This is a genomic window from Streptomyces sp. F001 (genome assembly GCF_004187715.1).
GTDB classification, from domain to species: Bacteria; Actinomycetota; Actinomycetes; order Streptomycetales; family Streptomycetaceae; genus Streptomyces; species Streptomyces flavusporus.
In genome coordinates this window covers 372410-392460 of record NZ_QZWF01000005.1, presented here as the reverse complement: position 1 = coordinate 392460, position 20051 = coordinate 372410, and the positions used below count along the sequence as shown (strand labels likewise).

The 20051-nt window shown below is 69.6% G+C and carries 14 protein-coding genes, 1 tRNA gene and 5 pseudogenes; 8 read left to right on the top strand and 12 right to left on the bottom strand.

Features of this window, described 5'->3' with window-relative positions:
- Positions 1-37 precede the first annotated feature (37 nt).
- Positions 38-839, top strand: a pseudogene (locus StrepF001_RS21955) (trans-aconitate 2-methyltransferase).
- A 27-nt stretch (positions 840-866) separates the two neighbouring features.
- Here StrepF001_RS21955 and StrepF001_RS21950 read toward each other — a convergent pair.
- On the bottom strand, positions 867-1544 hold the full coding sequence (locus StrepF001_RS21950; protein ID WP_129799921.1) for a TetR/AcrR family transcriptional regulator: 678 nt from the start codon (positions 1542-1544) through the stop codon (positions 867-869).
- Positions 1541-2560 carry a fatty acid desaturase gene (locus tag StrepF001_RS21945; protein ID WP_129799920.1) on the bottom strand — a complete coding sequence of 340 codons (1020 nt, stop codon included), beginning with the start codon at positions 2558-2560 and terminating at the stop codon, positions 1541-1543. The genes StrepF001_RS21950 and StrepF001_RS21945 overlap by 4 nt, the downstream gene beginning before the upstream one ends.
- Positions 2561-2881: 321 nt before the next feature.
- Between StrepF001_RS21945 and ppc the strand changes: the two genes are divergently transcribed.
- Complete coding sequence (gene ppc, locus StrepF001_RS21940) at positions 2882-5623, top strand: phosphoenolpyruvate carboxylase (protein WP_129799919.1); 2742 nt, start codon at positions 2882-2884, stop codon at positions 5621-5623.
- 69 nt (positions 5624-5692) lie between these two features.
- Here ppc and StrepF001_RS21935 read toward each other — a convergent pair whose 3' ends face one another.
- The 8 genes and pseudogenes from StrepF001_RS21935 to StrepF001_RS21900 form a co-directional block, all read right to left on the bottom strand.
- Positions 5693-6367 carry an LPXTG cell wall anchor domain-containing protein gene (locus StrepF001_RS21935; protein WP_129799918.1) on the bottom strand — a complete coding sequence of 225 codons (675 nt, stop codon included), beginning with the start codon at positions 6365-6367 and terminating at the stop codon, positions 5693-5695.
- A 182-nt stretch (positions 6368-6549) separates the two neighbouring features.
- Positions 6550-7038: a hypothetical protein gene (locus StrepF001_RS21930; RefSeq protein WP_129799917.1), complete on the bottom strand. Its 489-nt coding sequence runs from the start codon at positions 7036-7038 to the stop codon at positions 6550-6552.
- Between the two features lie 60 nt (positions 7039-7098).
- On the bottom strand, positions 7099-7701 hold the full coding sequence (pth, locus tag StrepF001_RS21925; protein WP_129799916.1) for an aminoacyl-tRNA hydrolase: 603 nt from the start codon (positions 7699-7701) through the stop codon (positions 7099-7101).
- A 69-nt stretch (positions 7702-7770) separates the two neighbouring features.
- On the bottom strand, positions 7771-8379 hold the full coding sequence (locus StrepF001_RS21920; RefSeq protein WP_129799915.1) for a 50S ribosomal protein L25/general stress protein Ctc: 609 nt from the start codon (positions 8377-8379) through the stop codon (positions 7771-7773).
- A gap of 196 nt (positions 8380-8575) precedes the next feature.
- Positions 8576-9556: a ribose-phosphate diphosphokinase gene (locus StrepF001_RS21915; protein ID WP_129799914.1), complete on the bottom strand. Its 981-nt coding sequence runs from the start codon at positions 9554-9556 to the stop codon at positions 8576-8578.
- Between the two features lie 134 nt (positions 9557-9690).
- Positions 9691-11139 (bottom strand): bifunctional UDP-N-acetylglucosamine diphosphorylase/glucosamine-1-phosphate N-acetyltransferase GlmU, encoded by a 1449-nt coding sequence (glmU, locus tag StrepF001_RS21910; protein WP_129799913.1) that lies wholly within the window; start codon positions 11137-11139, stop codon positions 9691-9693.
- Positions 11140-11264: 125 nt separating this feature from the next.
- Positions 11265-11335, bottom strand: a tRNA-Gln gene (locus tag StrepF001_RS21905).
- An 11-nt stretch (positions 11336-11346) separates the two neighbouring features.
- Positions 11347-12218 (bottom strand): annotated as a pseudogene (locus tag StrepF001_RS21900) (hypothetical protein).
- 166 nt (positions 12219-12384) lie between these two features.
- Here StrepF001_RS21900 and StrepF001_RS21895 point away from each other — a divergent pair.
- Entirely contained in the window at positions 12385-13707 is a 1323-nt protein-coding gene (locus StrepF001_RS21895; RefSeq protein ID WP_129799912.1) for a histidine kinase, read from the top strand.
- Between the two features lie 46 nt (positions 13708-13753).
- Here the strand turns inward: StrepF001_RS21895 and StrepF001_RS21890 are convergent.
- Positions 13754-14244, bottom strand: a pseudogene (locus tag StrepF001_RS21890) (SUKH-3 domain-containing protein).
- A 34-nt stretch (positions 14245-14278) separates the two neighbouring features.
- Positions 14279-14790: pseudogene (locus tag StrepF001_RS21885) on the bottom strand (YwqJ-related putative deaminase).
- A 314-nt stretch (positions 14791-15104) separates the two neighbouring features.
- On the opposite strand from StrepF001_RS21885, the pseudogene StrepF001_RS50130 reads away from it, so the two are divergent.
- The 5 genes and pseudogenes from StrepF001_RS50130 to StrepF001_RS21870 form a co-directional block, all read left to right on the top strand.
- Positions 15105-15425 (top strand): annotated as a pseudogene (locus tag StrepF001_RS50130) (HNH endonuclease); the annotation flags it as partial.
- Positions 15368-15592, top strand: coding sequence for a hypothetical protein (locus StrepF001_RS50125; protein WP_346656963.1), 225 nt, complete (start codon positions 15368-15370; stop codon positions 15590-15592). The pseudogene StrepF001_RS50130 and the gene StrepF001_RS50125, both read left to right, overlap by 58 nt.
- Positions 15504-16106, top strand: coding sequence for an SMI1/KNR4 family protein (locus tag StrepF001_RS50120; RefSeq protein ID WP_346656962.1), 603 nt, complete (start codon positions 15504-15506; stop codon positions 16104-16106). The genes StrepF001_RS50125 and StrepF001_RS50120 overlap by 89 nt, the downstream gene beginning before the upstream one ends.
- Before the next feature lie 7 nt (positions 16107-16113).
- Positions 16114-18981, top strand: coding sequence for an SUKH-4 family immunity protein (locus tag StrepF001_RS21875; protein ID WP_129799910.1), 2868 nt, complete (start codon positions 16114-16116; stop codon positions 18979-18981).
- A gap of 170 nt (positions 18982-19151) precedes the next feature.
- A complete protein-coding gene (locus StrepF001_RS21870) occupies positions 19152-20042 on the top strand; it encodes a cellulose-binding protein (RefSeq protein WP_129799909.1) in 891 nt (296 codons plus the stop codon).
- Positions 20043-20051 lie beyond the last annotated feature (9 nt).

Here is a 20051-nt window from a genome sequence, read left to right as displayed (position 1 = left end):
TGGGGCCGACCTACGGTGACTTCAAGGAAGGCCCGCCATGTCTGCCGCTGCCACCTGGGACCCCGCCCAGTACCTGCGTCACGCCGGCCACCGCGCCCGCCCCTTCGCCGACCTCCTCGCTCACGTCCCCGACCTCCCGGCCGACCGCCCCCGCATCGCCGACCTCGGCTGCGGCCCCGGCAACGTCACGGCCCTGCTCGCCCGGCGCTGGCCCACCGCGCACATCACCGGCTACGACAACTCCCCGGAGATGCTTACTGACGCCCGGGCCCAGGCGGGCCCCACCCCGGCCGGCGGCCGCCTCGACTTCGCCCACGCGGACGTGCGCACCTGGACGCCGACGGAGCCGCACGAACTGATCATCAGCAACGCCACGCTCCAGTGGGTGCCCGGCCACGCCGACCGCTTCGGCGACTGGATCGCCGCCCTCGCCCCGGCGGCACCTTCGCCTTCCAGGTCCCCGGCAACTTCGACGCCCCAGCCACCGCCTGATGCGCGACCTCGCCGCCGCCCACCCCCGCCTCTCGGGCGTCCTGCGCCACGACGAGGCGGTCCTGGCGCCCGAGACCTACCTGGAGCACCTCACCGCCCTCGGCTGTACGGCCGACGTCTGGGAGACCACGTACATCCATCTGCTGACCGGCGAGGACCCCGTCCTGGACTGGGTGAAGGGCACCGGCCTGCGCCCCGTCCTCACCGCCCTCGCGGACGACCCCGCGGCGAAGGACGAGTTCCTGAACGACTACCGGACCGCCCTGCGCCGTGCCTACCCACCCGGCAGGCACGGCACCCCGTTCCCGTTCCGCCGCATCTTCGCCGTCGCCCGCAAGGAGACGTGATGATCACCGCCATCGGGCGGCCCCGAATCAGCTCTTCCGGTGCCCGATCAACCGCGGCTTCTGCTCCAGCCCGTCCAGGCCGTGCCAGGCCAGGTTCACCAGGTGGGCCGCCACCTCCGCCTTCTTCGGGCGGCGTACCTCCAGCCACCACTGGCCGGTCAGCGCGACCATGCCGACCAGGGCCTGGGCGTAGAGGGGGGCCAGCTTGGGGTCGAAGCCGCGGCTTTTGAACTCGCGGCCCAGGATGTCCTCCACCTGGGTGGCGATGTCCGAGATGAGAGAAGCGAAGGAGCCGGTCGACTGCGGGATGGGGGAGTCACGGACCAGGATGCGGAAACCGTCCGTGTACTCCTCGATGTAGTCCAGCAGCGCGAACGCCGCCTGTTCGCACAGCTCACGCGGATGGCCCGCGGTCAGCGAGCTGGTCACCATGTCCAGCAGGCGCCGCATCTCGCGGTCCACGACCACCGCGTACAGGCCCTCCTTGCCGCCGAAGTGCTCGTACACCACCGGTTTCGAGACGCCCGCCTTCGCGGCGATCTCCTCCACCGACGTGCCCTCGAAGCCCTTCGCGGCGAAGAGGGTGCGACCGATCTCCAGCAGCTGCTGGCGACGCTCCGCACCGGTCATACGGGTACGGCGCGTGCGCCGCGGCTTCTCGTTGCTGGAAGTGCTGCTGGAGTCGGTCGCCACGCCGTCAATCATGCCGCCTCAGCGGTCTCCCGCCCGCGCCGGGAGCCGTCTGCACCGGTGTTCCGGCGGGAATCGATACGCGAGCGTGACGGCCAGCGCACGTCGTAGGCCCACCCGGCCAGCTCGAACCAGCGGATCAGCCGGGCCGAGGAGTCGATCTGGCCGCGCTCCACACCGTGCCGCGCCGAGGTCGGGTCGGCGTGGTGCAGGTTGTGCCAGGACTCGCCGCAGGACAGGATCGCCAGCCACCACACGTTGCCCGAGCGGTCACGCGACCTGAACGGGCGCTTGCCGACCGCGTGGCAGATCGAGTTGATCGACCACGTCACGTGATGCAGCAACGCCACCCGGACGAGTGACCCCCAGAAGAACCCGGTGAACGCGCCCCACCAGGACATCGTCACCAGACCGCCGATCAGCGCCGGCAGGGCCAGAGACACCACCGTCCACAGGATGAACTGACGGGAGATGTTCCGCAGCGTCCGGTCCTTGATCAGGTCCGGCGCGTACTTGTCCTGCGGCGTGCGCTCCTCGTCGAACATCCATCCGATGTGCGCCCACCACAGGCCCTTCATCAGGGCCGGCACGGTCTCGCCGTAACGCCACGGCGAGTGCGGGTCGCCCTCCGCGTCGGAGAACCTGTGATGCTTGCGATGGTCGGCCACCCAGCGCACCAGGGGGCCCTCGACCGCCAGCGAGCCCGCGATCGCCAGTGCGATCTTCAGGGGTCGCTTGGCCTTGAACGAACTGTGGGTGAAATGGCGGTGGAAACCGATCGTGATGCCGTGGCAGCCGAGGAAGTAGAAGAAGACCAGCAGGCCGAGGTCCAGCCAGCTCACGCCCCACCCCCACGCCAGCGGCACCGCCGCGATCAGCGCGAGGAACGGGACGATGATGAAGAGCAGAAGCGCGATCTGCTCCGCCGAACCCTTGCGGTCACCGCCCAGGGTGCCGGCCGGCTGGGAGGCGGAGGTGTCCTGGGAGGTCGCCTTCGGGGCGTCGTCGATCACATCGGAGCTCGTGGTCATGGGGCGTCCCCTGTGGGGTTTCGAGGGTTGAGATAGGTGCCGTGGCTGGGGGAAGTCCGCGAGTGGGGCTCGAAAGAGCCTTCCCTACGGTTCCGTAACCTACGGCGTCGTAAGTATGTCAGTGCGCCGCCCGGCGGCAAGAGCCCGTGAGCTGCGCGTCCCGGCCGACACCTATCCTGGAGTCGGTCGGACAGCGCGGTCCGCTCTGTTTACTTCCCGGATGATCCGGCCCGTATGCGGCACCCCGCCGCGCGAACGGGTCATCGGGTTCCCTCCCTCACGAGCTTCAGACGAGCTTCAACACTGCAAGGAGCCGCACCTGTGAGCAGTGCCGACGACCTGACTACGCGCACCACGGCGACCAGCACCGAGTTGCGTGCCGACATCCGCCGGCTGGGCGACCTCCTCGGTGAGACACTCGTCCGCCAGGAGGGCCCTGAGCTGCTGGAACTCGTAGAGAAGGTGCGCCGCCTCACCCGCGAGGACGGCGAGGCCGCCGCCGAACTGCTGCGTGGCACCGAACTGGAGACGGCGGCCAAGCTGGTCCGCGCCTTCTCCACGTACTTCCACCTGGCCAACGTCACCGAGCAGGTCCACCGCGGCCGTGAACTGCGCGCCAGGCGCGCCGCCGAGGGCGGACTGCTCTCCCGTACGGCGGACCGGCTGAAGGACGCCGACCCGGAGCATCTGCGGGAGACGGTCCGCCACCTCAATGTTCGTCCGGTGTTCACGGCCCACCCCACGGAGGCCGCCCGCCGTTCGGTCCTGAACAAGCTGCGGCGCATCGCCGCGCTGCTGGACACCCCCGTCATCGACGCCGACCGGCGCCGCCACGACATCCGTCTGGCCGAGAACATCGACCTCGTATGGCAGACCGACGAGCTGCGGGTCGTACGCCCCGAACCGGCCGACGAGGCCCGCAACGCGATCTACTACCTCGACGAGCTGCACGCGGGCGCCGTCGGTGACGTCCTCGAGGACCTCACCGCCGAGCTGGAGCGCGTCGGTGTCAGGCTCCCCGACGACACCCGTCCGCTCACCTTCGGCACCTGGATCGGCGGCGACCGCGACGGCAACCCCAACGTGACCCCCGAGGTCACCTGGGAGGTGCTGATCCTCCAGCACGAGCACGGCATCAACGACGCCCTGGAGATGATCGACGAGCTGCGCGGCTTCCTGTCGAACTCCATCAGGTACACGGGCGCCACCGAGGAACTGCTGGACTCCCTCCAGGCGGACCTGGAGCGGCTCCCCGAGATCAGCCCCCGCTACAAGCGGCTGAACGCCGAGGAGCCCTACCGCCTGAAGGCCACCTGCATCCGGCAGAAGCTGGAGAACACCAAGCAGCGCCTCGCCAAGGGCATCCCGCACGAGGCGGGCCGCGACTACCTCGGCACCAGCGAGCTGCTCCACGACCTCAAGCTGATCCAGACCTCCCTGCGCGAGCACCGCGGCGCACTGTTCGCCGACGGCCGCCTGGACCGCACCATCCGCACGCTGGCCGCCTTCGGTCTCCAGCTCGCCACCATGGACGTACGCGAACACGCGGACGCCCACCACCACGCTCTCGGCCAGCTGTTCGACCGGCTGGGTGAGGAGTCCTGGCGGTACGCGGACATGCCGCGCGACTACCGTACGAAGCTGCTCGCCAAGGAACTCAGGTCGCGCAGGCCGCTGGCCCCGACGCCCGCGCCCGTCGACGCGGCCGGCGAGAAGACCTTCGGCGTCTTCCGGACGGTCAAGCGGGCCCTGGAGGTGTTCGGGCCCGAGGTCATCGAGTCGTACATCATCTCGATGTGCCAGGGCGCCGACGACGTCTTCGCGGCGGCGGTGCTGGCCCGCGAGGCCGGCCTGATCGACCTGCACGCCGGCTGGGCGAAGATCGGCATCGTGCCGCTCCTTGAGACGACGGACGAGCTCAAGGCCGCCGACTCCATCCTCGAGGACATGCTCGCCGACCCGTCCTACCGGCGCCTGGTCGCCCTCAGGGGCGACGTGCAGGAGGTCATGCTCGGCTACTCCGACTCCTCGAAGTTCGGCGGCATCACGACCTCGCAGTGGGAGATCCACCGCGCCCAGCGGCGGCTGCGTGACGTCGCCCACCGCTACGGCGTACGGCTGCGCCTCTTCCACGGCCGCGGCGGCACCGTCGGCCGTGGCGGCGGCCCCACCCACGACGCGATCCTCGCCCAGCCCTGGGGCACCCTGGAGGGCGAGATCAAGGTGACCGAGCAGGGCGAGGTCATCTCCGACAAGTATCTGATCCCGTCGCTGGCCAGGGAGAACCTGGAGCTGACGGTGGCCGCGACCCTGCAGGCCTCCGCCCTGCACACCGCGCCCCGCCAGTCCGGGGAGGCGCTGGCCCGCTGGGACGCGGCGATGGACGTGGTCAGCGACGCGGCGCACGCGGCGTACCGCAGGCTGGTGGAGGACCCGGACCTGCCGGCGTACTTCTTCGCCTCCACGCCGGTCGACCAGCTCGCCGATCTGCATCTGGGGTCGAGGCCGTCCCGCCGCCCCGACTCGGGCGCGGGCCTGGACGGACTGCGGGCCATCCCGTGGGTGTTCGGCTGGACCCAGTCCCGGCAGATCGTCCCCGGCTGGTTCGGCGTCGGCTCCGGCCTGAAGGCGCTGCGCGAGGCGGGCCTGGACACCGTGCTCGACGAGATGCACGAGCAGTGGCACTTCTTCCGCAACTTCGTCTCCAACGTCGAGATGACGCTGGCCAAGACGGACCTGCGGATCGCCGGGCACTACGTCGACACCCTCGTCCCCGACGAGCTCAAGCACGTCTTCGACACCATCCGCGCCGAGCACGAACTGACCGTGCGGGAGATCCTCCGCGTCACCGGCGAGGACGAACTTCTCGACGCCCAGCCCGTCCTGAAGCAGACCTTCACCATCCGCGACGCCTACCTGGACCCCATCTCCTACCTCCAGGTCGCCCTCCTGAAGCGCCAGCGTGACGCAGCGGCCGCGGGCGCCGAGCCCGACCCGCTGCTGGCGCGGGCCCTGCTGCTGACGGTCAACGGCGTCGCCGCCGGCCTGCGCAACACCGGCTGACCGGCCCGGACCCGACGGTGCCCCCGTGCTGTACGAGCACGGGGGCACCGCCGGTTTGTGCTACGGCCGTCAGCTCTGGCTTGCCTTCCGGCGCCGGAAGACCAGGTAACCGCCGGCGGCGAGCAGCGCGGCGGCGGCGCCGGACAGCAGGCCCACCGGGGCACCGTTGCCGGTCTCGGCGAGATCGCCCTCGGCGGTGCCACCCTGGGCGGACGGCGAGGAGGACGCGGTGGGAGCGGCACCCTCCTCGGCGGACGTGCTCGGGGAGGCAGCCGGAGCCTCGGTGCCGACCGTCTCCGACGGGGTGGCGGACGGCGTCGTGTCGTCGCTCTCCTCCTCGCAGTCCGTCCAGAACACCTTGTGCTTGGCCGAGCCGTGCTCGCCGTCGAAGTTCCAGAACAGTTTGTAGTGCCCGTCGGGCAGCGACAGGTCGTTCGTACGGCCGTGACCGTCGGCGTCGAGGGTGAGGGCGCCGGCCGTGACCGTCTCGCCCTTGGTGGCGGCGGTCGGGGCCCAGGCCTCGATGTGCCAGTCGATCTGCTGGCCGGCGTCGAAGCCGAAGGCGTCCAGGTAGAACGTGCAGACGTGCGGTTCGTTCTTGCGGAGTTCCTCGCCGGTGGCGGTGTCGTGGATCTTGACGGTGCCGTTGTCGCCCGGGGCGGTCGCGTGGGCGACGGCCGGGGAGGTGAGGAGAGCGGCCGTGGCGACGGCGGACAGGGCGCCGGCGCGAGTGAGGGTACGCATGGGGCAGTCCATCTTCGAGAAACCAATGGGGAAGATGTGGAGGGGGCGGCTCAGCCTCCAGCCCGACCCGCCGGCAGAACAAGCACGAACAGGCAACGCTCAGATCCTTCACAGACGTGGAGATCGGCGATGCCGGCCCAGGCCACTCCGATCCCTCAGATCGCCCGGATCGCTCAGATCGCTCAGATCACGAGAAAAGCCGCCGTGATCAGCGCGAACCCCGACCCGGCCATCACCCACGCCGCCCGCGTCCGCCCCAGCCCGCCCGCGACCACCACCGACGCGAGCAGCAGCGCCCCGCCCAGCGGCACCCAGGAGTAGAGGATCCCGGCGGGACCGGACCGGACGACCTCGCTGCTACCGGGTTTCATCACGACGGTGTACGTCTCGCCGTCCGCCACGGCGGCCGAGTTCTCGATCACGACCCGCTCCCGGGCCTGCGACCCCGCGGAGATCGGCGCGTAGGGCCCGGTGCAGGTGTCCGCACCGCACCCCGTCACCTCGATGGTCCCGCTCTCCCGGCCCTTGGTGAGCATCACGTACTGGGCGGAACTCCAGGACGCCCACACTCCTGCGATCAGGATCAGCGCGGCGACGACCCCCATCGCCGCGAGCCGCCCGAACCGCAGCACCGTGAACGCGCCCTGAGTGGAGACGACGGCAGTAGGCATGGCCGCGATCCTTGGCCATTGCCTAGCCCAAAGTCAATCTCGGCCGGACGGGAACCGACGTCAGGAGTTGTACGTCCCCTGCGCCCGCTCCAACCCCTCGATCACCAGACACTCCACCGCATCCGCCGCCCGATCCACGAAGTAGTCCAGCTCCTTGCGCTCCGCCGACGAAAAATCCTTCAACACAAAATCCGCGACCTGCTGACGACCCGGCGGACGCCCGATCCCGAACCGCACCCGGTGATAGTCCGACCCCATCACCTTCGTCATCGACTTCAGACCGTTGTGCCCGTTGTCACCACCCCCCAGCTTCAACCGCAACACCCCGTAACCGATGTCCAACTCGTCATGCACCGCCACGACATTCGCCACCGGCACCTTGTAGAAATCACGCAGCGCGTTCACCGGACCACCCGACAGGTTCATGTACGACATCGGCTTCGCCAGAACCACCCGACGACTCGCCGGCCCCGGCGGACCGATCCGGCCCTCCACCACCTGCGCCTGCGCCTTCCCCGCCCGCTTGAACCTGCCCCCGACCCGCTCCGCCAGCAGATCAGCCACCATGAACCCCACGTTGTGCCGGTTCATGGCGTACTCCGGCCCGGGATTCCCCAGCCCCACGATCAGCCAGGGCGCACCCGCATCGGTCGTCACGTTCATATCTCCTTGATACGCGCCAGCCGCTGCCCCCACAGGGAACAGCGGCTGACAAAACGAGAAAAGTGAGGATCAGGCCTCGGCAGGCGCCTCCGCGCCCTCACCCTCGGCGGCCTCCACGCCCTCCGGAGCCTCCTCGGCCTGCGCGGCCAGCACCTGCAGGACAACCGCGTCCTCGTCGACGGCCAGCGTCACACCGTTCGGCAGGGTGATGTCCTTCGCGAGGATCGAGGCACCGGCCTCCAGACCCTCCACCGACACGGTGACGGCCTCGGGGATGTGAGTGGCCTCGGCCTCGACCGGCAGCGCGTTCAGCACGTGCTCCAGCAGGTTGCCGCCCGGAGCCAGCTCACCCTCGGTCTGCACCGGAATCTCGACGTTGACCTTCTCGCCACGCTTCACCAGCAGCAGGTCGACGTGCTCCAGGAAACCCTTCAGCGGGTCACGCTGCACCGACTTCGGAATCGCCAGCTCGTTGCTCTTGCCGTCGATGTCCAGCGAAATCAGAACGTTCGGCGTACGCAGCGCCAGCAGCAGGTCGTGACCCGGAAGGGTCAGGTGCAGCGGCTGCGAACCGTGACCGTACAGAACGACGGGAACCTTGTTGTCACGGCGAATACGGCGGGCGGCACCCTTGCCGAACTCGTTGCGCGTCTCGGCGGTGAGCTTCACCTCGGACATGATCACTCCTCGTAGAGGTCAGAAACGGACGGGGTCACCCGGCCACGAACGGCCTGCTACGAAGAGCGCGTCGATAACGGACCGCCGCAACCCGTCCCAGAACGGACCACGGCCTCCCTCGCCGAGCAACTGCAACAGAGTACTCGCCGAAGAAGGCCGTAGTGAAATCGATCAGACGTGATCAGACGTGAGAGGTCTACTGCTCGTCGAACAGGCTCGTCACCGAACCGTCCTCGAACACCTCACGCACCGCACTCGCAATCGTCGGCGCGATCGACAGCACCGTGATCTTGTCCAGGTCCCCGCTCAACTCACCCGGCGTGGGCAGCGTGTTCGTGAACACGAACTCACTCACCCGGGAGTTCTTCAGCCGGTCCGCCGCCGGACCCGACAGCACACCATGCGTCGCCGTCACGATCACATCCTCCGCACCATGCGCGAACAACGCATCGGCCGCCGCGCAGATCGTGCCACCGGTGTCGATCATGTCGTCCACCAGCACACACACCCGGCCCCGAACCTCACCGACCACCTCGTGCACCGTCACCTGGTTCGCGACGTCCTTGTCACGCCGCTTGTGCACGATCGCCAACGGCGCGCCGAGACGGTCGCACCAGCGGTCGGCCACCCGCACACGGCCGGCGTCCGGGGAAACCACCGTCAGCTTCTCCCGGTCCACCTTCGCGCCCACATAGTCCGCAAGCAGCGGCAGCGCGAACAGGTGATCCACCGGACCGTCGAAAAAGCCCTGAATCTGGTCCGTGTGCAGATCCACCGTCAGGATCCGGTCCGCACCCGCCGTCTTCATCAGATCCGCGATCAGACGCGCCGAGATCGGTTCACGCCCCCGGTGCTTCTTGTCCTGCCGCGCGTAACCGTAGAAGGGCACGATGACCGTGATGGAGCGGGCCGACGCACGCTTCAGAGCATCGATCATGATCAACTGCTCCATGATCCACTGATTGATCGGAGCCGTGTGGCTCTGGATCACAAAGCAGTCCGCACCACGCGCCGACTCCTGGTAACGGACATAGATCTCACCGTTGGCGAAGTCGAAGGCCTTCGTCGGGACAACCCCGACACCCAGCTGGTGGGCGACCTCCTCGGCAAGCTCGGGGTGGGCGCGGCCGGAGAAGAACATCATCTTCTTCTCGCCGGTCGTCTTGATCCCGGTCACAGCACTGTCTCCTCAGAGGTGTCTCAGCTGGGTGTTGACACGACGTCTCAACTGGACGAAAGGCGTCGTCTCAGCTGGTGGGGTGCGGGTGTGCACTTATCACGGTACGCCGTCCCAGACGCACCTGTTTCCGGTCAGCCCTCACCATCCGACTTCCGGGACGCCACCTCGGCCGCCTTCGCCGACGCACTCCCCGGCCGCTTACGAGCCACCCAACCCTCGATATTCCGCTGCTGACCACGGGCCACAGCCAACGAACCGGGCGGTACATCCTTCGTGATCACGGACCCGGCAGCGGTGTACGCACCGTCCCCGACCGTGACAGGAGCCACAATCATGTTGTCCGCTCCGGTCTTGCAGTGCGACCCGACAGTCGTGTGGTGCTTGCTCTCCCCGTCGTAGTTCACAAACACACTCGCAGCGCCGATGTTCGTGTACTCACCGATCGTCGCGTCACCCACATACGACAGATGCGGCACCTTCGTGCCCTCACCGATCGAAGCGTTCTTCGTCTCGACGTACGTACCGATCTTGCCCTTCGCGCCGAGACGGGTACCAGGACGGAGATACGCGTACGGCCCCACGGACGCATTCGGCCCCACCTGCGCACCGTCGGCCACAGTGTTGTCCACCCGGGCACCGGCATCGACACGCGTGTCCTTGAGCCGGCTGTTCGGCCCCACCTCCGCGCCCTCGCCCAGATGGGTGGAACCCTGCAACTGGGTGCCCGGGTGGACGACCGCGTCCTGCTCGAAGGTGACGGTGACGTCGATCCAGGTGGTCGCGGGGTCGACGACGGTGACGCCGCCGAGCATGGCGCGGGTGAGGAGCCGGTCGTTGAGAATCCGGCGCGCCTCGGCGAGCTGCACACGGTTGTTGATGCCGGCGATCTCACGATGATCGCCCGCCACGGAGGCACCGACGCGATGACCGGCCTCACGGAGAATCCCGAGGACGTCGGTCAGGTACTCCTCGCCCTGGCTGTTGTCGGTACGCACCTTCCCGAGAGCGTCCGCGAGCAACTGCCCGTCGAAGGCGAACACCCCGGAGTTGATCTCACGGATCGCCCGCTGGGACTCGGTCGCGTCCTTGTGCTCGACGATCGCCGTCACGGCACCGGAGACGTCCTCCCGGACGATCCGCCCATAGCCGGCCGCGTCCGGCACCTCGGCGGTCAGCACGGTGACGGCGTTCCCGTCCTGCTCGTGGGTCGTCGCGAGTTGCTTGAGCGTCTCGCCGGTCAGCAGGGGAGTGTCACCACAGACGACCACGACGGTCCCGTCGACGACACCGCCCAGCTCCTCCAGACCCATCCGGACGGCATGACCGGTGCCGTTCTGCTCCGCCTGGACAGCGGTGCGTACGTCCGGGGCGACCTTCGCGAGATGCTCGGTGACCTTCTCCCGGGCGTGCCCGACGACCACGACGAGGTTCTCCGGCGCCAACTCACCGGCGGCGGCGAGCACATGCCCCACGAGACTGCGGCCGCAGATCTCGTGCAGGACCTTCGGTGTGGCCGATTTCATACGGGTGCCCTCACCCGCTGCGAGTACGACGACGGCTGCCGGGCGAATGGCGCTCACGGGATGCCCTTCGGCTGTGGAGGGGGTGGGTGACATCCGCAGGATACCGGGGTGTTTTGCGGGGGACATGAGAGCGGGCCCTGACTTGGCAGTCAGGGCCCGAACCGAGGTTTTGTGTTCTGTAGCTCCCGGGGAAGGAATCGAACCCTCATTCAAGAGACCAAAACTCTTTGTCCTGCCATTAGACGACCCGGGATAGTTTGCCTGCTATGTCCGATTTCCTAGATCGGCTGCAGGTGCAGCCCCTACTATGCCGCACCAGGCGCCCTCCATGCGACGGTATAGGTCGGCACTCTGTCGGACGTAGATCGCGAGGCATCCGTGATAGGAGTCGGCGGTGTTCTTGCGGACCGTCCGGGGGTTGTGCTTCTTGAGTGTCGCTTTGCTGAACGCTGACACGTCGACGCCCACGATGTCGGCCCAGAAGTTCTCGGCGGCCTTCACGTCCGCGGTCTCGTGAATGCTGACTCGGAGGGTGAGGCGGTCTCGCGTCACATCGAGTAGCTCAAGCCAGCGCAGGAAGAGCTTGATCACGTTGGGGTCGCTGTTGATGAACTGCAGGACCTCGGTGCGCCGGTATGGCTTGTCCTTGGAGCCCTCTGCCCAGTAGAGGGCGACGCCTGCGATGAACAGCTCCCGGTCCGACAGCTCCCCGATGGCTGCTGCGGCTGCCTGCTTGGTTGCTGCACGCTCATGGTCCCGGGAAGCGTGAAATCGTGCGAGCCCTGCATTCATGCGCGCTCGCTGCTCCTCCAGTGTGCACTTGGGCTCTGGGTGCGGCAGATCGCGCACCCACAGTGAGACCGAGCTCTTTGAGCACCCCAGCTCGGCTTGGATCTGGTTGTACGTCCGCCCTGCCTCCGCAGCTCGCGCGCACGCTCCCGCAGGTCGTCCTTGGCGTTCGGTCGCTTCGTCCACTCCGGCGGCGGCTCGCCCTCAACGAGGCGTTGAAGGATCTCCTTGTTGTGGACCTGAAGCGCGTCGCGGATCTGCCGAAGGCTGTAGCCCTCGCGCCGCAGCGCGACCGCCCGTTCCCGCAGCCCCTCGAAGTCCGCGTACTTGCCATGTGAATGTGCCATGTGCATACCGTCCGGCCGGAATGCGTCGTTCCGGGGTCGAACGGGTGTGGTTCAGCAGTTCGAGGGATACCAGCCGGTTTCGCTGTTATTCGATTACGGAGTGTGGTGTGAGCCGGTCGTTGAAACTCGCCGGAAAAGCGCATGCTGCCGCCCGTAGGCTGGAGGCATGACCACGACGGGGGAAGACGGCAAAGGGGACATCAGGGCCTTGACCGGGCCCTGGCGGTGGGCCAGATGGCGTAGCGCGGTGCTCGATGGGTGTCTCGCGCTGGTGTCCGCGGTGGAGTGTGCGGCGGAGGGGATTCCGTTTGCGCGGGATGCGGGGATTCCGCTGGCTGCGGGTGTGGTGTTCGGTGCGGTGGCCGGCTCGACGCTGCTGTTGCGGCGGATGTGGCCGATTGTCGTCGTGCTGGTGTCGGTGGCGATTGCGCCGGCGCAGATGGGTTTTCTGCTGACGGTTGTCGGTCTGTACACGCTCGCCGCGTCGGAGTTGCCGCGTCGGATCATTGCGTCGCTGGCGGGGATGTCGCTGGTGGGGACGTTGGTGGTGACGTTCGTGCGGGCGCGGCAGGACATGACGAATGGCGAGTTGGACATGGGGGACTGGTTCGTCCCCTTCATCTCGATTACCGCGTCTGTTGGTGTGACTGCGCCGCCGTTGTTGTTGGGCCTGTATGTGGGTGCTCGGCGTCGGCTGATGGAGAGTCTTCGGGAGCGGGCGGACAGTCTGGAGCGGGAGCTTCAGTTGCTTGCGGAGCGGGCGGAGGAGCGGGCCGAGTGGGCGCGTAATGAGGAGCGGACTCGGATCGCGCGGGAGATGCATGACGTGGTCGCGCATCGGGTGAGCCTGATGGTGGTGCATGCGGCGGCGCTTCAGGCGGTGGCTCGGAAGGATCCCGAGAAGGCGGTGAAGAACGCGGCGCTGGTGGGGGATATGGGGCGGCAGGCGTTGACCGAGTTGCGGGAGATGCTGGGGGTGCTGCGCAGTGGGGATGGTGCGGGGCCGGCGCGGGAGCGTGCGGCGGTGCCGTTGGCGGCGGTGAAGGTGGCGGCGGCTGCGGCGGCTTCGCGTGCGGCGGATGAGGGGGGCGGTTCCGCGGACGGGCCGTGTCTGTCGGAGCTGGATGAGTTGATCGGGCAGTCGGAGGCTGCGGGGATGGTCGTCCATCTGTCGGTGGAGGGTGATGCGCGGGCGTATGCGCCGGAGATCGAGCAGACCGCGTATCGCGTTGTGCAGGAGGCGTTGACGAACGTGCACAAGCATGCGGCGGGGGCGAAGACGCATGTGCGGTTGGCGCATCGGGTGTCGGAGATCGCGATGCAGGTGGAGAACGAGCCGCCGTCGGAGGTGTCGTCGGCGCGGTTGCCGTCCGGGGGGAACGGGCTGGTGGGGATGAAGGAGCGGGTTTCGGCGCTGGGTGGGGTGTTTGTGTCGGGGCCGACGGATGCGGGGGGTTTTCGGGTGTCGGCGGTGATTCCGGCGTCGTAGGCCTGTCGTGGGTCTGTCGGGGGCGGCCTGTCCTGGGCTGTCGGTCTCAGCCTGCTGTGAGGCGTACGGGTTCTGTGCCGGAGATGAGGCCGGTGAGGGCTTGGTCGATGGTGGGGCCGAGGTACCAGTCGCCGGTGTGGTCGAGGGCGTAGATGCGGCCTTCGGTGTCGATGGCGAGGATGGTCTGGGTGTCGGGTTCGGCGCCGAGGGGGCTGACGTCGGTGTCGAGGGCGCGGCCGAGGTCGGCGAGGGTGCGGGCCATGTGGAGGCCGTGCAGGGGTCGAGGTGGAGGGTTGGGGGCGATCTGGCGGCCGGGTCCGGGGGGGTGATGTGGAGGCTGCCGAATTCGGCCCAGGCTTCGACGGCGGCGGGGAAGACGGCGTGGCGGTGGCCTGCGGGTGAGGTGTGTTCGCGGAGGGTGTCGGCCCAGATTTCGGCTTGTTTGATGCCCCAGCGTCCGGGTTGCCAGCCGGCGGCGCGCAGGGCGGCGTCGACGGGTACGGCGAAGCGTGTGGTGGAGGTGCGGTCGGCGTGCATCTGCCCTCTATCTTGCGTTTGTTCGGGGTGGGGGTCAGGCGTCGGTCGCGGTGGGGTCGATGATGCGGACGCCGAAGTGGGCGCTGAGGGCGGTGCAGGCGCGGCAGGGGGTGGCGAAGCTGCCGTGGAGGGGGTCGCCGTCTTCGCGGATGCGGCGGGCGGTGAGTTTGGCCTGTTTGAGGGCTTTGCGGGCTTCGCCGTTGGTCATGGGTCTGCGGGCGGCGCGTTTACTGCGGGCGGCGTCGGCGTTGGCGATGTGCCGGGAGATGAGGATCGTTTCGGCGCAGCGGCCGGTGAAGCGGTCGCGTTGGGCGCTGGTGAGGGTGTCGAGGAAGTCCTGTACGAGTGGGTGCAGGGTGGGGGGCTGGTCGCCGCGGGCGGCGTGGTGAGGGTGGTGCCGCGGACGGAGAGGGCGGCGGCGACGGTGGGGAGTATGCCGTCGCGGCGGTGGCGGAGGGTGGGTGCCTGGTGGGTTTCGGTGGCGCTCCAGCCGGTGCGGGGGTCGCCGGATGTGCTGGTGTGTGGTCCCGTTTGCGTCGTGTTCATGATCGTATTTCCCCTCCCGTGCATCCCCCCGGCGGACACAGAGTGCCAAATGCCGTGGCTGGTGCGGAAGCTGGGGCGCTGCGACACGCCCGTGTCCGGGCTGGCTGTCACGGGAGGGTGACGGCTGGTCACGGTGGGCGGAGGGTGGGTTTCCGGTGCTGTGACCGGCGCCGGTGACCGGTTTCGTCGTACCGCATAGGCTGTCGGCACCGCGATGCGCGCGGTCAACGCGTTGGAGAGACAGTCGATACGGGGCGTAGTGGGCCTTAGGGGTTGCTACGGGTCGTACCAGAGTGCCGCAGGGGGCTACCGCCATGACGACAGGTCGGCTCGGGCAGCAAGCCGCGCCGCCGAACGCGGCCTATGCCGGGCAGGTCGTGCATTTCCCGGATCCGGTTCGGGCGGCCCGTCATCCGAGAGGGGTGCGGATCGATGAGCACGGTTACCCGGACTTCTCGCCCTATGCGCGTGCGGCGGTGGAGATTGCGGAGCCGCCGGAGGGTTTCGGTGTGGACGAGTTGCGGTTGACGGACTACGTGTCGGCGAACGCGGCGCTTGCGGCTTCGGGGCATGAGTTGTGGGACACGGTGCCGTCGGTGGCGACGCCGCACGGCTGGACGTGGCATCACGTGGTGGGGTCGCGGCGGCTGGACCTGGTGCCGGTCGAGGTGAAGGCGTTGCTGCGGCATCACGGCGGTGTCGCGACGGCGGCGGTGGACCAGAACAAGCGGGGGACGCGGCCGTTGCAGGAGACGCGGCCTGCGCATTTCGGGTTGCCGAAGTCGGGCGTGGCGGTGAGTGAGTCGCAGGTGCTGGGGGTCGAGGAGGACCTGGGGTATCGGCTGCCGGGTGCGTACCGGTCGTTTTTGAAGGCGGCGGGTGGGTGTGCGCCGGTGGGGACGGCGTTGGATGCGGAGTTGGGGCTGCTGATCGATCAGCCGTTCTTCACGGTGCGGGACGAGGCGGCGGTCAATGACCTGGTGTATGTGAACAAGTGTCTGCGCGACCATCTGACCAAGGATTATCTGGGTGTCGGCTTTGTGCAGGGCGGGTTGCTGGCCGTGAAGGTGAAGGGTGACCGGATCGGGTCGGTGTGGTTCTGCGCGTACGACGATGCGCGGGATGTGGATCCTGCGTTGCCGCCGGCGGAGCGGGTGGAGCGGTTGTTGTTGCCGTGCGGTGAGGATTTCGACGCGTTCTTGGCGCGGTTGGCGGGTTCTCCGCCGGAGTTGGAGACCGTGGCGAATCTGATGGTGGACGGTGGGTTCGCGCAGGTGGTGCCCGTCTCTTCGGCCGTGACTGCCGTGGGGGAGTGAGCTGGCGATGGTGACGTTCGCGCAGGCGCAGGAGCGCGCGGAAGAGTGGATCAACGGGGATGTGCCGTCGTACCAGCATCGTGAGGTGCGGGTGCGGGAGTTCGGGCTCGGGTTCGTGGTGTGGGCCGAGGACCGTGCGGACGGGCCGCGTTCGGACGGCGGTGCGCAGCGGCTGGTGATCGCGCGGGACAGCGGTGAGGCGACGCTGTGGCCGTCGCTGCCGGTGGGTGAGGTGATCCGCCGGTACGAGGAGGAGTACGGGGGGCGTGCGGACGCGGCCGCGGATGCGGCGCCGGCTGCTGCGGCTCGGGTGGATCTGAATCAGACGTCGTTCTTGCTGAGTCCGCCGGAGTGGTTGCAGGAGGCGGCGGACAAGTTGGGGATTCCGGAGCGGCGGACGGGTGCGGGTACCAGTGCTGGTTCCGGTGCCGGTGGGGCCGGTGCGGCTGGTAGTGGTACGGCGTGGCCGGCGGCCGGCTCCGGTGGTGACAGTGAGGCGGGCGCAGGGGCGCGTGCCGAGGGTGCCAGGGTGCCGGGTGCGCCGGCGGGGGCGACTCCGTGGGCCGGGACGGACACCAACGCGGATGCAGGTGAGGACCGTTCCGTGCCGTTGCCGGAGACGGTTTTCGCGCCGCCGTTGAGTGACGCGGACGTTGACGAGACGCCGCCCGCGACGGCGCCGGACGCGAAGACGGCGCTGATGTCGGGCGGCAGCCAGCTGCCGCCGACGGCGGTCGCACCGGCCCTCGACGATGCGCAGGCGCCGGGCGCGCAGGGTTCGCAGGGGGCGGGTGCGCCGGGCGGCGTCCCGCAGGGCAGCACGCCGCCGCCGGGGCCGGGTGCGCCGACTTACGGGTATCCGCAGGGGTCGGGTGCGGCAGGGGTTCCGGGGACGCCGCCGCCGGGGCCGTCGACTTACGGGTATCCGCAGGGTTCGGGTGCGGGGGCTGTTCCGGGGACGCCGCCTCCGACGCCGGGAGCGGGTACGCCGGCGCCGGGTGGTGCACAGGCGTACGGGTATCCGCAGGCGCCGGGCGCGCCACAGCCGCCGGTCGCTCCGGGTGGACCGGCCGGGCAGCCGCTCGCGCCGAGCGCCGGGGACATCGCCGATGCCGCGACGAGCAAGGCGGCGCCTCCGCCACGCCGTGCGCGGGGCGGCGGCGTGACTCCTCCGCCTCCGCCGGGGGCGCCCGGGGTTCCGGGTGCGCGGTCTGGGAGCACGCCTCCGCCGTCGGGTGCGCCGGGTGGGCCCGGTGCGTCGGCAGGTGGGTATGTGCCGACGCAGCTCGTGTCGGCGATCGGCCCCGACGGTCCTGAGGTGCCTGGCGTGCCGGGCGTGCCGCAGCCGCCGGGTGCCCCGACTCCTCCGGGTGCCCCGACTCCGCCTGGGGCTCCCCATCCGCCCGGGGCTCCGGGTGCGCCGGGCGGCACGCCTCCCGGTGGTGTCCACCACGCCGCCACGGTGCTGGCCGATCCGGCCCGGATGGGCCCGGGTGGAGGCGCACCGCAGCCTCCGGGTGCCCCTGGTGCGCCGGGGACCCCGCAGCCACCCGGAACCCCCGGTGCACCGCAGCCTCCCGGCACCCCGGGCACACCGCAGCCCCCCGGCGCGCAGGGCTCCGCAGGCGGCGCGCGAGGTGCCGTGCACCACGCGGAGACCGTGCTGGCCGCGCCCCCGGTCGGCGGCCCCGGTGCACCTCCGCCGCCAACTCCCGGCGCACCCGGCGTTCCAGGCGCCCCCGGCATGCCCCCCGGCGCCCCGCAGCCGATGCCCCCGGCACCGGGTGCGGTCGCGCCGCCCCCCGGCCAGCCCATGCCCGGTGCGCCTGGCCACCCCGTACCTGGCCAGCCCATGCCCGGCCAGCAGCCGCCGGCGTACGGCTACCCGCAGCCGGGCGGTCAGCCGACCGTGGGCCCCGGTTATCAGGCCGTGCTGCGCTACCGCGCGCAGGACGGCTCTGAGCAGCAGCTGATCCGGCGTTCCGCGCCGGGTACGCCGCACCCGGAGTGGCAGATCTTCCACGAGCTGCGGGCGATGAACGTGCCGCCGGGCCAGGTGCTCGAGCTGCACACCGAGTTGGAGTCGTGTGAGCTGCCGGGCGCGTACTGTGCGCGGATGATCCGGGAGCAGTGGCCGCAGGCGCGGATCACGAGCATCGCTCCGTACGGCACGGATCACGCGAGCCGGCAGCAGGGCATGCAGCAACTCCTCGTCCACCAGGGCGAGTTGCACCAGGTCGCGGACGGTCCCGCGCGGCCGGCCCCGGTACGGGCGCCGCTTTTGCCGGTGCAGCCGGCGCCGCCGGTTCCGCCGGAGGGTGTGGCGCAGGAGCTGGCGGGGGCGTTCGGGCCGGGGGTGTTCCGGTTCGAGCAGGCGGCGGTGTCCCGGCAGGGGGTGCCGCCGGTGGTGGCGCAGACGCTGGTGATGGCGGGGCTGCCGCTGGACATGGGCCCGTTCTTCTGGGCGCAGGCCCAGCCGGGGCGGCCGGTGCCGACGCTGGCGGAGCTGGCTGCCGAGCGCGGGGTGCAGCCGGCGTCGGACGCGGGCTCGTACCTGGTGATGGGCAGCGATTTCGGCAAGGCGATCTGTGTGCAGTACGGCACGGCGAACATCGTGGCGGTGCCGGTGGAGGCCGGGCCGGGTGGTGCGCCGGTGCCGCCGCAGTTCGTGAACACCGGGCTGCCGGAGTTCGTGCGCTGTCTGGCGCTGCTCGGGCGGATGTGGCGGCTGCGGTTCGGGCTGAACCAGGAGCAGGCGGGCCGTTGGACCGTCGATTTCCAGGCCCAGTTGGCCTCACTCGATCCGGCGGCGCTGGGTTCGCCGGAGAGCTGGTGGTCGGTGCTGCTGGAGCAGATGTGGGACGGCTTGCTGTGACCCTGGGGTGACGACAGGACGTGTGAAAGGGCCGGGCCCGGTCGTGTGACCGGGCCCGGCCCTTTGTTTACGTACCTTGTGCGCGGAGTGTCGCGTTATGAACGCTTCCGTCTGATCCATCAAGATGTGCGCGACATGGACGTCTTTCAAGGGGTTCGAGGGGTTCTGGAATGAGTAGTGCATCGGTGTCGTCGCATGGCTTCGTGATCGTCCGGGGGCGCGGTTATCGCCCCGAGCAGGTCGACGCGTACGCCTTCGCGCTCTCCGTGGATCGTGACGGTGCCTGGGAACGCGCGGCCCGCCTCACCGTGCTCGCCCGGGAGATGGAGGCGGAGGTGGAGCGGCTGCGGGAGACGGTCGAGCAGCTCCCTCCGCAGACGTACGAGGCGCTCGGGGAGCGCGCTCGGCTTCTTTTCCAGCTCGCGCAGGAGGAGGCGGCGGTCCTGCGCGAGGAGGCGCGGAGTGCGGTGGACGAGTGGGTTGCGGATGCCGAGTCGCACGCCCTGGAGGTGCGCCGGACCGCGCAGGAAGAGGCCGATGCGCTGCGCGCGGACGCCGAGGAACACGCCCGTCAGCGCTTGCTCGCGGCGCAGGCCGAGGCCGACGAGCTCCGGGGCACTGCCCGGCGTGAGGTGAAGGAGAGCCGTAAGGAAGCCGTCGCCGCGTTGCGTGAGGTGCGGCAGCGCACGGCGGCGATGCTGGCCGAGCAGGAGAAGGAGCACGCCCAGCGGTGGGCGTCCGCCGAGCAGGAGGCCGAGGACAGCACGGCAGCGCTGGATGCGCACTTCGCCGAACGGATGGCCCGCGCCGAGGCCGCGCTGTCCGAGGCGGAACAGGACCTGGCCGCCGCCGCGGAGTCCGACCGGCAGTGGCAGGAGCAGGCCCAGGCCCGGGCCGAGGAGGTTCTCGCTCAGGCCCGGGCCGAGGAGGACCGTATCGAGCGGGAGACGGAGGGGGTGCTGCGGGAGCACGGGGAGCAGTGGGACAAGGTGCAGGCGCACATGGACTACGTACGCAGCAGTCTCGCCAAGCTGATGGGGAACCGTGCGCAGGCGGAGTGACGTGGGGGC

Excerpts from the sequence above, each read along its gene's own strand:
- StrepF001_RS21945 (WP_129799920.1), bottom strand. The coding sequence starts at position 2,560 with ATGACCACGAGCTCCGATGTGATCGACGACGCCCCGAAGGCGACCTCC.
- pth (WP_129799916.1), bottom strand. The coding sequence starts at position 7,701 with ATGAACGTGACGACCGATGCGGGTGCGCCCTGGCTGATCGTGGGGCTG.
- StrepF001_RS21935 (WP_129799918.1), bottom strand. The coding sequence starts at position 6,367 with ATGCGTACCCTCACTCGCGCCGGCGCCCTGTCCGCCGTCGCCACGGCC.
- StrepF001_RS21875 (WP_129799910.1), top strand. The coding sequence starts at position 16,114 with ATGGTGACGTTCGCGCAGGCGCAGGAGCGCGCGGAAGAGTGGATCAAC.
- StrepF001_RS21920 (WP_129799915.1), bottom strand. The coding sequence starts at position 8,379 with ATGTCCGAGGTGAAGCTCACCGCCGAGACGCGCAACGAGTTCGGCAAG.
- StrepF001_RS21870 (WP_129799909.1), top strand. The coding sequence starts at position 19,152 with ATGAGTAGTGCATCGGTGTCGTCGCATGGCTTCGTGATCGTCCGGGGG.
- StrepF001_RS21895 (WP_129799912.1), top strand. The coding sequence starts at position 12,385 with ATGACCACGACGGGGGAAGACGGCAAAGGGGACATCAGGGCCTTGACC.
- StrepF001_RS21950 (WP_129799921.1), bottom strand. The coding sequence starts at position 1,544 with ATGATTGACGGCGTGGCGACCGACTCCAGCAGCACTTCCAGCAACGAG.
- StrepF001_RS21930 (WP_129799917.1), bottom strand. The coding sequence starts at position 7,038 with ATGCCTACTGCCGTCGTCTCCACTCAGGGCGCGTTCACGGTGCTGCGG.